The sequence below is a fragment of the Shewanella carassii genome (genome assembly GCF_002777975.1).
Lineage (GTDB): Bacteria > Pseudomonadota > Gammaproteobacteria > Enterobacterales > Shewanellaceae > Shewanella > Shewanella carassii.
Window position 1 is genome coordinate 188,664 of sequence record NZ_NGVS01000004.1, and the last position, 14,109, is coordinate 202,772.

The 14,109-nt window shown below is 52.9% G+C and carries 13 protein-coding genes and 2 other annotated features; of the genes, 5 read left to right on the plus strand and 8 right to left on the minus strand.

Annotated elements, in window-relative coordinates; translation table 11 throughout:
- Window positions 1-135 precede the first annotated feature (135 nt).
- The 3 genes from thrC to thrA are packed head-to-tail and all read right to left on the minus strand — an operon-like array spanning window position 136 to window position 4,880.
- Window positions 136-1,419 carry a threonine synthase gene (gene thrC, locus CBE72_RS01655; protein ID WP_028779797.1) on the minus strand — a complete coding sequence of 428 codons (1,284 nt, stop codon included), beginning with the start codon at window positions 1,417-1,419 and terminating at the stop codon, window positions 136-138.
- 39 nt (window positions 1,420-1,458) lie between these two features.
- Complete coding sequence (gene thrB / locus CBE72_RS01660; protein WP_100142010.1) at window positions 1,459-2,418, minus strand: homoserine kinase; 960 nt, start codon at window positions 2,416-2,418, stop codon at window positions 1,459-1,461.
- Window positions 2,415-4,880, minus strand: coding sequence for a bifunctional aspartate kinase/homoserine dehydrogenase I (gene thrA, locus CBE72_RS01665; protein ID WP_100142011.1), 2,466 nt, complete (start codon window positions 4,878-4,880; stop codon window positions 2,415-2,417). Before thrA ends, thrB begins: the two co-directional genes overlap by 4 nt.
- 33 nt (window positions 4,881-4,913) lie before the next feature.
- Window positions 4,914-5,034 (minus strand) — a sequence feature (Thr leader region).
- 466 nt (window positions 5,035-5,500) lie between these two features.
- Between thrA and CBE72_RS01670 the strand changes: the two genes are divergently transcribed.
- Together CBE72_RS01670 and CBE72_RS01675 are read left to right on the plus strand one after the other, a co-directional pair.
- On the plus strand, window positions 5,501-6,145 hold the full coding sequence (locus CBE72_RS01670; RefSeq protein ID WP_100142012.1) for an FKBP-type peptidyl-prolyl cis-trans isomerase: 645 nt from the start codon (window positions 5,501-5,503) through the stop codon (window positions 6,143-6,145).
- A 155-nt stretch (window positions 6,146-6,300) separates the two neighbouring features.
- Window positions 6,301-6,681 (plus strand): hypothetical protein, encoded by a 381-nt coding sequence (locus tag CBE72_RS01675; protein WP_157929020.1) that lies wholly within the window; start codon window positions 6,301-6,303, stop codon window positions 6,679-6,681.
- A 1-nt stretch (window position 6,682) separates the two neighbouring features.
- Here the strand turns inward: CBE72_RS01675 and trpR are convergent, their stop codons facing one another.
- Window positions 6,683-6,958: a trp operon repressor gene (trpR, locus tag CBE72_RS01680; protein WP_100142014.1), complete on the minus strand. Its 276-nt coding sequence runs from the start codon at window positions 6,956-6,958 to the stop codon at window positions 6,683-6,685.
- Between the two features lie 197 nt (window positions 6,959-7,155).
- On the opposite strand from trpR, the gene CBE72_RS01685 reads away from it, so the two are divergent.
- On the plus strand, window positions 7,156-7,608 hold the full coding sequence (locus tag CBE72_RS01685) for a c-type cytochrome (protein ID WP_100142015.1): 453 nt from the start codon (window positions 7,156-7,158) through the stop codon (window positions 7,606-7,608).
- 62 nt (window positions 7,609-7,670) lie between these two features.
- Here the strand turns inward: CBE72_RS01685 and CBE72_RS01690 are convergent, their stop codons facing one another.
- Complete coding sequence (locus tag CBE72_RS01690) at window positions 7,671-8,348, minus strand: cytochrome b/b6 domain-containing protein (protein ID WP_100142016.1); 678 nt, start codon at window positions 8,346-8,348, stop codon at window positions 7,671-7,673.
- 313 nt (window positions 8,349-8,661) lie between these two features.
- On the opposite strand from CBE72_RS01690, the gene hpf reads away from it, so the two are divergent.
- Entirely contained in the window at window positions 8,662-9,015 is a 354-nt protein-coding gene (gene hpf, locus CBE72_RS01695) for a ribosome hibernation-promoting factor, HPF/YfiA family (protein WP_100142017.1), read from the plus strand.
- A gap of 108 nt (window positions 9,016-9,123) precedes the next feature.
- Window positions 9,124-9,243: a sequence feature (Phe leader region), on the plus strand.
- A gap of 38 nt (window positions 9,244-9,281) precedes the next feature.
- Window positions 9,282-11,237: a chorismate mutase gene (locus CBE72_RS01700; RefSeq protein WP_100142018.1), complete on the plus strand. Its 1,956-nt coding sequence runs from the start codon at window positions 9,282-9,284 to the stop codon at window positions 11,235-11,237.
- Here the strand turns inward: CBE72_RS01700 and CBE72_RS01705 are convergent.
- From CBE72_RS01705 to CBE72_RS01715, 3 genes are all read right to left on the minus strand, one after another.
- Entirely contained in the window at window positions 11,225-12,526 is a 1,302-nt protein-coding gene (locus CBE72_RS01705; RefSeq protein ID WP_100142019.1) for a cation:proton antiporter, read from the minus strand. The two genes, CBE72_RS01700 and CBE72_RS01705, sit on opposite strands and share 13 nt — an antisense overlap.
- Window positions 12,527-12,572: 46 nt before the next feature.
- Window positions 12,573-12,908 carry a hypothetical protein gene (locus CBE72_RS01710; RefSeq protein WP_028779791.1) on the minus strand — a complete coding sequence of 112 codons (336 nt, stop codon included), beginning with the start codon at window positions 12,906-12,908 and terminating at the stop codon, window positions 12,573-12,575.
- A 99-nt stretch (window positions 12,909-13,007) separates the two neighbouring features.
- On the minus strand, window positions 13,008-14,105 hold the full coding sequence (locus CBE72_RS01715) for an FAD-binding oxidoreductase (protein WP_229671885.1): 1,098 nt from the start codon (window positions 14,103-14,105) through the stop codon (window positions 13,008-13,010).
- Window positions 14,106-14,109: the final 4 nt, after the last annotated feature.

The following is a 14,109-nucleotide window of genomic DNA, read 5'->3' on the forward strand; positions in this document are numbered from 1 at the left end:
CGTCGATTAAATCTCCCTACCGTCCCAGTAAAAAAGCCGCATTATTTGCGGCTTTGGGGATAATTGCTGCACTAAATTCAATCCTTGGCAGCCCTATCGACCTCCAAGGGCTGAACCAAGAACTGAGCCAAGGCCTTAGTTCAATACCGCAAACATGTGCTGTTTAAGGCTATCAAAATCGGCTGGCAGAACAGCCGACAGCAGCGGCTTATCTGCCACTCTTTGTAATGCCTGAGGCAGTGGCAGACTGGTGTTCAACTCGCGGTCGACCACATCCTTGAATTTGGCCGGATGCGCGGTTGCCAGAAAGATCCCCTGCTCTTCCTCCTTCAATGACAAACGCAGTGCCTCGGCAGCCACCGCCGCATGAGGCTCGGCCAGATAACCTGTCTGCTCAAGCGCTAACATGGCCTGACGGGTTTGCCCCTCGGACAGCGCCAAGCCGGACAAGTCAGACAGCGGCCATTTCATCTCGGCAAAAATCGCTTCCACTCTGGGCCAGTTGCTCGGCTCGGACACATCCATGGCGTTGGACATGGTCGCAACGGTCTGCCGCGGTGCCCAATCACCAAAACTCAAATAGCGCGGTACAGTATCATTGCTGTTGGTGGCCGCCACAAAGCGCTTGATGGGCAATCCCATGGCTTTGGCCAGCAGACCCGCGGTCAGGTTACCGAAGTTACCACTGGGAACACTGACAACCGGCGCCGATTGATGCTGCTTTCTATGCTGGGCAACCGCTTCAAAGTAATAACAGATCTGCGCCAGCAAGCGGCTGATGTTGATGGAGTTGGCCGAGTTCAGGTGTAAACCGTCACGAATATCACTGTCTTCAAAGGCCTGCTTGACCAAATGCTGACAAGCATCGAAGTCGGCTTCGACCGCAACAGTGTGAATATTGCCGCCCAGAGTGGCAAACATCTTTTCTTGCAACTCACTTATCTTGCCTTTGGGATAGAGCACCATCACCCGCACCTTATCCAGGCCAAAGAAGGCATCGGCCACCGCCGCGCCTGTATCCCCTGAGGTAGCGGTCAAAATAGTCAGAGGCTCTGAGCCGCCAAGCTGGTTGAGACACTGAGCCATAAAACGGGCACCGAAGTCTTTAAAAGCCAAGGTTGGCCCATGAAACAGCTCCAGACAACTGCGCTGCTCATCCACCTGCACCAACGGCAGAGGGAAATTAAACGCCTTCTCCACCAGCTTGTCGACACAGTCCTGCCCCAGCTCATCGGCGAGCCAGGCACCGAGTATCTGTTTGCTGCGCTCGACAAAAGGCAGAGCCAACAGGGCATCGACATCTGCCAGTTTCGGGATCCGGGTTGGGAAAAAGAGCCCTCGGTCCATGCCAAGACCCAGCTTGAGCGCTTCAGTAAAACTTACCCGCTGTGCCGGGTGCTTGAGGTTATAGAGTTCCATATTGATGCCTTAAATTCTTTTTTTGGATGAAAATGCGTTTCAGGACAATATCCGGGTGCCTTGAATATCCAGGCGGCAGATGTGGGCAAAGCCGCCTGCTTCGGTTAAATAGTGTTGCTCCAGGTAGCGTTTGGCCTGCTCGGCGCGGGCCAGATCGCCGCTGATGGAAAACAGGGTTGGGCCGCTGCCGGAAATACCGGTGGCCAACATACCCAGCTCAGACAATCCGCGCCGCGCCGCCAGATACCCGGGGATAGCCTCGGCCCGATAGGGTTCAGCCAACACATCTTTCAACACAGTCAGCGCCAGTGCCTCATCCTGGCGGTAACAGGCATGAACAAAGGCACTGAGATTGCGACCGAATTCTATACAGGTTCCCTTGTCGTATTGGTTCGGCATCAAGGCGCGCATTGCCGCCGTCGACAATGAAATCCCGGGATAGGCCACCAACCAGTACCAGGAATCAAAGGCCGGTAAGGGCTCGCAGATACGCCCGGGTAAATCCAGCATCAGTTGCAATCCACCCAAATAGCAAGGCGCCACGTTGTCATAGTGCACCGAGCCGCTGATCTCCCCTTCAAAACGCCCCATCAACCCCAGCAAGGCCTGCTCATCATAGGGACGGCTGAAATATTCATTGAGACCATAGAGCGCTGCCACCACTGAACTGGCGCTGGAGCCAAGACCACTGCCAACCGGCAGATTCTTGGACAGGGTCAAGGAAACGCCTTGATTGATCCCGGCCTCACCTAGGAAAAACTCGGCGCAGCGATAGACAATATTCTGCTGCGGCTCCTGCGGCAGCTTATGAGCCCAGGGGCCAAGTTGAGTCAGAGAAACGCCGCAAGGCGCGGCGCCCACTGTGACTGTATCCCCCAGTAAACTGCCATCAATGGGTGCCAGTGCGGCGCCCAGCAAATCAAAGCCGACACCGACATTTCCCATAGAGGCGGGCGCATAGACAGTCACGGGGGCATTGGCGGGAATAAACTGACTCATGCGCTGACCTCCCGAGTCCAGTTGAGGGTTCTGAGTAAGTCGGCGAACACCCCGGCAGCCGTCACTTCAGTACCGGCGCCATAGCCTCTGAGCACAAAGGGGATCGGCTGATAGTAGCGGCTGTAGAAAGCCAGCGCATTCTCACCACCTTTGACGCTGAACAGGGGATCATCGGCCGCCACTTCGGCGATACGCACCCTGCAACCTGACTCATCTATCTGGCCGACATAACGCAGGCGTTTACCCTTGGCATGGGCGGCAGCCACTCGCTCGGCAACGGCGGCATCCAGCTGTGGCAGAGCCGCCATAAACTGGGCCACATCGCCTGATGCATCAAAGTCATCCGGCAAGACAGACTCCACCTGAATATCATCCAGCTCCAGCGGCAAGCCCACTTCCCGGGCCAAAATCAACACCTTGCGCGCTACATCCATACCATTGAGATCGTCTCTGGGGTCCGGCTCGGTGAAGCACTTTTCCCGAGCAATGGCCGTGGCCTGTGACAGACTCATCCCCTCATCCAGCATACCGAAGATAAACGACAGCGAACCCGAAAGTATCCCCTGGAAACGTAGCAACTTATCACCGGCAAACAGCAGCTTTTTCAGGTTATCGATAACCGGCAAACCGGCGCCGACATTGGTTTCATAAAGGAACTGGCGCCGCTGGGCCAGCGCGGTTTGCCGCAGCGCGCGGTAAAAAGCCAACTCACGGGTATTGGCCTTCTTGTTGGGTGTCACCACGTGCAAACCGGCATTCATCACATCCAGATAACGGCCGGCAATGACATCCGAAGAGGTGCAATCCAGCAATACAGGATTGAGCAACTGCTGCTCCTTAGCCCAGGCCAACATCTGTGTCAGATCAAAAGCGACGGACGAATCGTTGAGCCTTGACTGCCAATCGGCCAGGGAGATACCGGCGGCGTCGAGCAACATCTTGCCTGAGTTGGCGATGGCGCAAACCCGAATACTGATATGTTGCCCTTTGAGCATGGCTTCCTGCTGTTTTATCTGCTCTAACAAGCCAGCACCTATGTTACCGGCGCCAACCAGGAAGACATCGAGATACTGCTGCACATCGAAAAAGCCCTGGTGACAGGCCGCCACCGCATGACGCGTCTTGCGCTGCTCGACCACGGCAGAAATAGAGCGCTCGGACGAACCCTGGGCAATGGCAATGATATTGACACTGGCCTGGGCCAGAGCCTGAAAGAAGCGCGCGGCCACGCCCTTGTGGGTACGCATGCCGTCACCTATCAGGGATACTATCGCCAGTTGATCCCGCATCTCCAGCGGCTCCAACAGCTCACTCTTGAGCTCAAGTTCAAACTCCTGCTCCAGCGCCCACTTGACTCTGGGGGCATCCAAAGTGGCCACACAGAAACTGATGCTGTACTCGCTGGAGCTTTGAGTGATTAGTGATACCGAAACCTTGGATCTGGCTATGGAGGCTAGAATACGCGATGCCATGCCCACCATGCCTTTCATTCCCGGACCTGAGACGTTGAACATGGTTTGGTTATCCAGATTGGAGATAGCCTTGACCTGCAGCCCGGTCTGATCCGGCTGATTGGATACCAGAGTACCCGGCGCCTGGGGGTTGAAACTGTTTTTGATGTAGCAAGGAATTTGGAACTGGGCTATGGGCGAAATGGTCTTGGGATGCAACACCTTGGCGCCAAAATAGGAGAGCTCCATTGCCTCTTGGTAACTGAGCTGAGGGAGCAGCTTGGCATCGGCAACCACCCGGGGATCGGTATTGTAGACCCCATCGACATCAGTCCAGATTTCGCAGCAGTCGGCATCCAGACAGGCGGCCAGAACTGCAGCCGAATAATCCGAACCATTACGCCCCAGAGTCACCACCTTGCCATCGGCACCGGCGGCGGTAAACCCGGGCATGACCCACACTCTCTGCTCATCGAGCTGAAGCAGTGCAAATCTGGGCTTACTGACGGCAATATCCACCACAGACTCCAGTGGTGTGCCGACACCGAGGAATAATTCCCTCGGATCGAGTAAACCGGCACTGACTCCCTTGGCCTTGAGCACTTCGACCATCAAGGCTGCAGAGAGTCGCTCACCGGCCACCAGGATCTCGGCCCGCACGCTATCGGGACATTCTCCCAAAAGCTGAACCCCAGCCAATTTTGCGCGCCAACTCGCCAACTGTTGTGCCAACACCTTCTCCAGCTGCTGTCTGGCTTCCTCACAAAGAGAGACTGACGCATCGGCGTACAAGGCTTCAAATACCTGGGCCACCTTGGCGAGGGCTTCATCGACATCCCCTTTGGCCAATACCATATCGACCATGGCCAATAGATTGTTGGTTACGGTTGCCGGAGCCGACAGTACTGTGGCCACTTGCTCTTCTCTGGCACTGGTCAGAACTATTTCAGCTGCCATTTCAAACCGTTGCCAGTTTGCCAGCGAGGTACCGCCGAACTTCATCACTTTCATCTATCTCTCCTTTAAATACCGCGCCCGCCCAGGAAACAAAAAGCCCGCTCCTTGGAGGGAGCGGGCTTTTTGTTTGAAATTCTTAAGGGTATAGTCAGCCCGCCCCCACACTGGTAATGGTGGTGGTTGTAATGGTGGTGATTACAACTGAGCTTAGCTGATGCATTTAGGTTTCTATACTCGTTTCGTTCTCTTATGTTCAGGTCGATTCACTTGGGAGTAGTGCTCCCCGGAATGACTGGATTGCAGACAGGATTGCTTTTTTTCATTGCCATTGTCAAGGATGTTTATCTTGAGATTTTAATAAAATCGCAATTATATTGAAAAAGTCTCACCAAAGTTCGCTTTTTACTGGATAAACATTAAACATAACAGCCTATTCTCTCGAAACTTAAACAAACAATAATCTAGCTCTCTTGGCTCCCAAGCGGTGAGATATTGAAAATACGGTTTAACCAAACAAACACATGGAAAATATCAGCAACCCTCATCCCTTAACTGAATTTGAACGCCACTCATTTGATAAAACTCTGTGCAACAGTTGGCATAAGCAACGTTCAGATATCGCCAGCGCGAAAAAAGCACGTTATCATGCGGCCACATTCTGAACGGGAGGCGATATGCAAATCACCCAACACAGCGCGGTTACCATTCACTACCGCCTAACTGACGCCAAGGGTCAGTTGATAGAAAGTTCTTTTGAGGCAGATCCTATGGTCTACCTTCACGGTATGGAAAACCTGATCCCAGGACTTGAAAAAGCACTGGAAGGCAAGAGCAAAGGCGATACCCTGGAAGTGACCATAGAAGCTGAAGAAGCCTATGGTCCATATCACGATGGCCTGCGTCAGGAAGTTCCTCTGGAAGCCTTTGGCGATATCCAGGACATAGTGCCAGGCATGCGCTTTATTGCCGAAACTGAAATGGGTCAGCGTCCGGTACAAGTGACCGAAGTTCTGGATAACAGTGTTATCGTTGATGGTAACCATCCTCTGGCGGGTCAATCACTGACCTTTAATGTGGAAGTGATGGACGTGCGTGAAGCGACGGCTGAAGAAGTCGCCCACGGCCATATCCACGCCCATGGTGGTTGTGGTGGTCACGGCCATGATCACGGCGGTTGTTGTGGTGGCAATGGCCATGAACATGGCGGTTGCTGTGGCGGTCATGAGCACGAGCACGGCGGTTGCTGTAACTCTGACACCGAAGAAAGTGCCCAAAAAGAAGGCTGCGACGGTAATGGTGGTTGCGGCTGCCGCGGTTAATAACCAAGCAGACAGACCACCTAGCAAATTATTGCTATCAATCGAGAGTCCGGCCAATGCCGGACTCTTTGTTTATGCCACTTTAGAAAACAAGGCTGGAACTCCTGCTTTGGGCTAGAATCAATAGATACCCGGATGCGAAGGAATGCCGCCCTGTGATCTTGTCCAGAATGGTTTATGAAAGCCTACCTTACCTGTATTTTTTAACCGGTAGTCTGGCACTCTATCTCCTCGAACCCCTGCTTGGGAGCCTGGGTTCCATTTTACTGATATTGGCCGCGGCCTGGATTTACAACCTGCGTTCGAGTCACAGACGCAGCGATCCCAAACGCCTGCGACGAGGAGGTGTTTGGCCAGAACCTGTTTATGCAGGATTGCCTTTTCTCTGGTTACTGTCGGGCATGCTGCTGTTGAGATTTGCAGATAAGGACGTTTACCAACTGCTGGGGCTGCTCATTTGTGCCTGGGGAAGCTATATTCTGAGTCAGCGTCACCTCTACCGCCGCCACAAATTGCCGCGACAGCCCCTAATCTAACTCAAAGAATCAAGGTGCGGATCTTTTCTTTCAGCGCTGCGGGCATATGCTTCAAATAGTTGGAGCAACGGGTGATTGTAGCAATGCTCACCTCATATTCGGCCGCAATCTGCCTTTGACTCATCTCACCTTCAAGCAATACCTGAAACACCTTCAAACGGCCAGCGATGGCATGCCTTTCATCATCGGTCAGCAGCAATTCAAACAGGCAGTTAAGGTCTTCGGGATTATTGTGAGCCAGTACTTTCTCCAGTACTGATATCCAATCAGGGCGCATAGCAACTCTTTCGTGTTCACGTAATGGTACGTGAACACAGTATAGCCGTGTTTATCTTCGAAAAAAAGTCGTGCTTTGGCAGCCAGTTACTGACAAAACTTTACATGTAAACTGAAAAAGCCTACTCCCTCCATCACACAAAATGTGTACAATGGCCGAGCAATGTCACATTAACGCACAAACTTGTGAGAATGATAATGAAAAAATACTTATTGATGTTAGCCGCCACTGCGGCGCTTAGCGCTACAGCGGTTCAGGCCCACAACTTTGAAAACAGTGATGATGCCATCCAGTACCGTCAGTCTGGTTTCAGTCTGCTGGCCTATAACTTTGGAGATATCGGTGCCATGCTCAAAGGCAAGAAAGACTTTGACGCCGATGTTGCAGCCATGCGCGCAGCCAATGTGGCCGCTCTGGCGAAACTGCCACTGGAAGGCTTTATCGATGGTTCTGACAAGGGTGATACTGAAGCCCTAGCCAAGATTTGGGCCGACAAGGCTGACTTTGAAGCCAAGTTCAAAGAACTGCAAACCAATGCTGATGCCCTGGCTGTTGCTGCCAAGAGTGGCGACAAGAATGAGCTGAAAAAAGCCTTCGGCGCCGTTGGCAAGAGCTGCAAAGGCTGCCACGACGTATACAAGAAAGACTAATCTCTTTCGGCGATTCCATTAAAAAAGCCTGCATCAAGCAGGCTTTTTTAATGTTTCAAAGCTTACAGCATGCCGATCACGGGCATCATCAAAAAGTGCACCACAGGCACGGCAACCACCAACAAAAGCACCAGTGCCAACATCAGAGACGCAAATCTGGGCTGCTGTGCATCTGCAGCTGGTAAGCGCTTATAGCCACTGAACATGGCCCCCACCAGCTTTTCACCTTTGAAGCGGTGCAACAAGACGGCGGCCACATGAATACCGGCAAGGATCAATAAAAGATCGAAATTCTTCTTGTGTAACCAGGTAAACCAACTGGCGGTTTCACCGCTGACATAGGAGACCAAGGGACCTTCGGTAAATATCTCATCTGTGGCAAACAAACCCGACATCAATTGCAGACTGATGATGATCAGCAATAGCACCACCATATAACCCCCAAGAGGGTTATGCCCTAAAGAATGAGGAGCCTGCTTGGCCCGCATCTTGGCAAGATAATCCAATGCCTTGCGGGGATGACGAACAAAATGACTGAAACGAGCCGTATCACTGCCAATAAAGCCCCAGATAAGCCGCACCACCAGCAAGATCATCAAACAATAGGCGAATAACTGGTGATAACTCATCTCCCCCTGATCGGCACTCCACCATAACCCGGCCAGGAGCAGCAGCATGCCCCAATGAAACACCCGCACAGGTATATCCCAGACCTTCACTTTAACTTCGTTGTTATTCATAAAGTACTTCCTGTTATCACCCGTTTTGGCCCGAACGGCATAAGGGTAAAGAGTTGTAGATGACAAGCATGATGATATTTAAAGCGACGGGGGGAGGCAATCGGAAAGGAGTAACGAACAATTTATTCCATCGAATATGACCCTTTATTGACAAGGGTTCAAGGCTTTTTAGGGCAAAATAATCCAAACTTGTCTAAGTGATCAAATAAGTGACAAACGCTCTCTGACTTGCCACAAACATTGATCCAGATCACATTTTTAAGTCTGGGGATTGTTAATCTGAAACCAAGGAAGCAACAGAGGGTTTGACAATATGCTAAAGATCACCAGCAAGCAATTTGAAGTCACAGCTGCCATCCGTGAACGTGTTGAGAGCCGCCTTGCCAAACTGGACCGTTACGATACCCAGCTGATTAATCCCCATGTCATCATCCTCACAGAAGGGCCACTCTTTAAAATAGAAGCATCAATTAAACTGGCCAACGGACAACTTTTTGCCCAGGCGAAACATGAAAACCTCTACGCAGCCATAAATGCAATGGGACAAAAGCTGGAAAAACAGCTCAATCGCCTGACCCACAAGCCCGCAGCTCAGCGTGGTGCCTTGGAAACCGAAGCCACCGAACCTGAGTTCGAATATGATTATAAGGAGGATTACGCAGCTTGATATTTCAATCTCCCACTAACCAGCGCACCTCCGGGTGCGCTTTTCATTGCTGAACCCAAAGATTTTTTGATTGACAGCCCAAGGGGATAGTTTTAGCTTAAATGCCATGAAATACCCTAATCGCTCGTTTTTTATTTTCTTTTTTACACCTCATTCCCGGAGGCGGCCCTGACGTGTAAAAACGAAAATGAAAATTGCCAAGCCTCCCACCCGGGAGGCTTTTTTGTCTGTATCATGCACTGAGTATTACTGGTTTAGAGGTCAGAATGAACAAAGTACCATCGCTGGAGCGAATAAGGGATGACATCACCACACTGGACAGGGATCTGCTGGCGCTGTTGGCCAAACGCCGGCAACTCAGCCTGGAAGTCGCCCGCAGCAAAGAGGTGGACATTCGCCCTATCCGTGATACCCAGAGAGAAAAAGAACTCTTGGCAAGGCTGGTTCGCCAAGGGCGGGAACAGGGGCTGGATGCCCACTATGTCATCAGTCTGTACCAGGCCATTATTGAAGATTCTGTACTGAACCAGCAGGCCTACCTCCAGGGTAGAGCCAATCCCGAAACCCAGAAACAGCAATACTGCATCGCCTATTTGGGCGCCAGAGGTTCATATTCCTACCTGGCCGCCAGCCGCTACTGTCAACGCCGTCAGGTAGAGATGCAGGATCTGGGTTGCCAGAACTTCGATGATATAGTGCAGGCCGTCGAGTCCGGCCATGCCGACTATGGTTTTCTGCCGATAGAGAACACCTCATCCGGCTCCATCAACGAAGTCTACGATGTGTTGCAGCACACCAGCCTGGCTATTGTGGGTGAAACCACCATAGAAGTGGGCCACTGTCTGCTGGCCAAAGCGGGAAGCAAACTTGCGGATATCAAAACCGTCTACGCCCACCCCCAACCCATCAGCCAATGTAGCCGCTACCTGAGCCGCCATCCCGACTTTCGTCTGGAATATTGTGCCAGCAGCGCCGAAGCAATGGAAAAAGTTCTCCAGGGCGATAACACTGTGGCCGCTATCGGCTCCAGTGAAGGCGGCGCCCTCTACCAGTTGGAACCTCTGGAGCAGGAACTGGCCAATCAAAAAATCAACCAGAGCCGCTTTATCGTAGTGGCCCGCAAGGCGATAGAAGTGCCGGAGCAACTGCCGGCCAAGACCACTCTGATTATGGCAACCGGTCAGAAGCCTGGCGCCTTGGTGGAAGCCTTGCTGATCCTTAAAGATCACAACCTCAATATGAGTAAGCTGGAGTCACGCCCTATCCCGGGCACGCCTTGGGAAGAGATGTTTTATCTGGATGTCGATGCCAATCTGGCATCCATAGCTATGCAGCAAGCACTTGCCGAGCTTGAGCGGCTCACCCGCTTTATCAAGGTACTTGGCTGTTACCCTTGTGAGACGGTCGAGCCAACCCAGCTGAGTCACAGCCAACTGTTGATTGAACCTGAGAGTTCCAGGCAGGACAGCGCCAAACCGTCACCCCAGAGACATTCCCGCCACTATAAACCGGCAAGCACAGAAATTAGTTGCGGTCAGCTCAAACTGGGGCAAGGCCAGTTCGCCGCCTTGGCGCAACTGAACCTCCCCATAGATGCAGCCAGCTTTGCGCCAAGCGCCAAGGCCCTCAGGGAAGCGGGATTTCAGGGCGTGGTTCTCAGCACGCTGACGCGCCAACCCAATGCCAAACAGCAACTGCCCAAATTGCAGAGCCTGTTAAACCAAGCCGGGCTGCAGAGCATTGTTACCTTGGAGCATGCAGAAGATCTGGCTCTGGCCCAGACCGCGGCCGACATGCTGCTGCTCAGCGGCAAACAGATGTACAACACAGAGCTGCTCAACGCGCTTGGTGGACAGAACCTGCCGGTAATATTGGAGCGTAATCCCATGGCCAGCCAACAGGATTGGCTGACCAGCGCCGATACTCTGCTCGCCGGTGGGAATCAGCAGTTAATCCTTTGTGATGCGGGGGTCAGTGGATTGAATCAACCAGAACAACTTATGTTGGATCTCGCCGCCCTGGTGGAACTAAAAACCCAGAGCCACCTGCCGCTATTGGTAAATCCAAGTCTGTGCCTCAACCCAAGCAGCAGTGAGCAAACACTGACTGCTCAGGCCTTGGCTATCAAGGCGTTGGGCGTAGATGGTTTAATCATCGCAGCCGATGTCCGTCATCCACAGCAACATGCAGGCTTAATCGCCAAGCTGTATCAGACAGCCTGAGTCGATTCGGCAGCGGCTTTACCGGCCTCTGCCGCCTCGCGGCTGCGGCGGATCAAACGGGAAACCGTTGAGCCCTGCACCATGATAGAAAAGACCACCACAGCATAGGTCATTACCAGCAAGAGATCCCTGAGCTCCAGCTCGGGGGTCAGCACTATCCCCGCCGGAATACTCATGGCCATAGCCAGCGCCAGGCCGCCCTTGAGCCCGCCCCAGATCAGGATCCCCTCCGCGCCTTGGCTGTATTGCCGCATACGCCGGAACCCCAGATAAGGTAAGTACACGCTGACACATCTTGCCAACAACACCACAGGGATACTCAGCAGCACAAACCACCAGAGTTGCATATCCAGATGGGTCAACAGCAGCAGGAGCCCCAATAGCAGGAACAAGAGCGAATTGAAGAAGTGCTCAAGCAGGGCCCAGAACCTTTGCAGCAATATTCTCCCCGTGACCCCAAAGCATTTTGGCACGGTGAAATTCCCCAGCACGATTCCTGCGGCCACCATGGCCAGAGGGCCGGACACCGAGAGCTTTTCTGCCATCACATAACCTGCGGTCGGCACCACCAGAGTAATCAAGAGTCTCTGGGTTTCTTCATCCGTGAGTTTCATCAATTGATGCAGCGCAAAGGCCAGCGCCAGGCCATAGGCAATGCCACCAACGGCCTCATGGAAAAACAGCGCGCCGACATCGGCCAGGCTCAGAGCCTCAGCGGAAAAAGCCAGCTGCGAGACAGCAACAAACAGCACCAGGCCAATGCCATCATTGAACAGCGACTCACCCTCAACCTGAATCGCAATATCCTCAGGCGCGCCGAGTTTTTTCAAGATGGCCAAAACCGCTATCGGATCGGTTGGTGATATTAAGGCCCCGAACAACAGGCAGTAACTCCAGGGCAGCACCAGCCCCAGCAGCGGCATCAAATAGAAACAAAGCGCCGCCACTGTCAGAGTGGAAATCACAGTACCAAGCAGAGCCAGACAGAGAATTTCCCATTTCTGGCTTGCCAGCACCTTGAGCCTTATCTGCAGCGCACCGGCAAAGAGCAGAAAACCCAACATACCGTTCAGCAGCAGCGCCTGAAAGTCGAGGCGCTGCAATACCGAAATGGTTTTGATATGGATATCCAGCTCAAACAACTTACCCACCACCAGGATAATCAGGCTAAGGAGCATGGCCAGGCCTGTGATGGCTATGGTTTCTTGCAGTGAGTGAAAACGGCTGGATAACAGCGAGATAATCAGTGCCAGCGCCGCCAGCACACAGAAGAGTTGATAGTCCGTCATATTTCCTTGCGATCAGGCTGACCGCTTCCCTGGTAGCAGACAAGAGCTACATGGCTTGTCCATCTGTGAGGCTGAGCCAGCCCTTGAAGATCCGGTAACTGAACCAGATAACCCCCAGGGCGCACAAGCTGAGGCTGAGCCACAGCGGATTGACCCAGTAGCCCATAGCCAGTAGCAGTGCCAAACCCATAATACTGCGCCTTTGCCAGCGCAAGTGAGAGCCCAGCAGCGACAGAGGTGCAACCTGCCTTTGGCTTAAGTTAATCAACAGGCTCAGGATCACAGGCAGGAAAAACAACGGAAAGGCACACATAAGCGCATATAAAAAATGGCCCATGCTGCGATCTTCACTGGCAAATGCTTCTGAGGGTAAGCTGGTCATAGTCTGTCTCCGGCCAACATCTGGAATGCAGGGCCCAAAGCTCTTGCCCTGCTTTAACCATACTGTGAGATCGCCACTTCTGCAATGCCGGAAACAGAATTAGAAGGGGCCGGTTTCCAGTTGAATATCACTCTTCACCCGGCTGGAGCACGCCAGCACCATACCTGAGTCAATCTCATCCCGACTGAGCGTCTGCTGGCTGCTGCTTTCCACCTCACCGGAGACAACCCGGCACTTACAGGAGCCACAAACGCCGCTGCGACAGGCGGCAATAATGGGCAAACCTTCAGACTCCAACGCTTCGAGTAGGGTCTGCTCGCCATTGATGCTGAGCTCAAGGCCGGCAACACTCAAGCGGTAATTAACCGAACCGTCACCCGCGGGCGCCGAGGTATTTTCAGCAAAGCTTTCCTTGTGAAAACGCGTCATATCGAAATCTGCTTGCGCCAGCATCTGCTCTGTGGCCGTCATATAAGCCTCAGGGCCACAGACATACACAGTGCGCTGGCGATAATCCGGCACCAGTTGCTCCAGTGCCGCCAAGCTCAAGCGTCCCGGTAACATAGGGCACTCGGCAAGATCCCCGGAAACTGAGGCAGTCTCACTTCCCTGCTCCAGCAGATAGCCCAGCTTAAAGTTATCGTGACGGCTGGCCATGGCCCGCAAACTGTCTCGGAAGATGAGATCCTGCTCGCTTCTGGCACTGTGAATAAAAGCGATATCGCTGTCAAGATAGCTGTCGGTCAGAAAACGACTCATGGAAAACATCGGCGTAATGCCACAACCGGCGCTTAAAAACAGATAGCGCTCGGCCGGTATATCGATAAGGTTAAACTGGCCGTAAGGCCCTGAAGCCATCAGGCTGTGACCCGGCTTAAGATTATCAATAAGGTAGTTGGAAATTTTGCCGCCCTCGACCCTCTTGATGGTCAGCATCAATGAGTTGGGCCGAGATGGCGAAGAGGAGATGGTATAACAGCGGCGATACTCCTCACCGGCAATCTCCAATTGCAATGCCAAAAACTGCCCGGGCTTGAAATGAAAAGACAGCGGCTGGGCTGCTTTAAAACGAAAACTCACCACATCCGGGGTTTCCTGCCAGCGGGCGACACAAATGAGCCGCAGCTCTCCGGGAACCCATTGACCAGCCTGATATTGACTGATTGCCGGCGAAACTTGTAATGGATTGAGTGTCATCGAA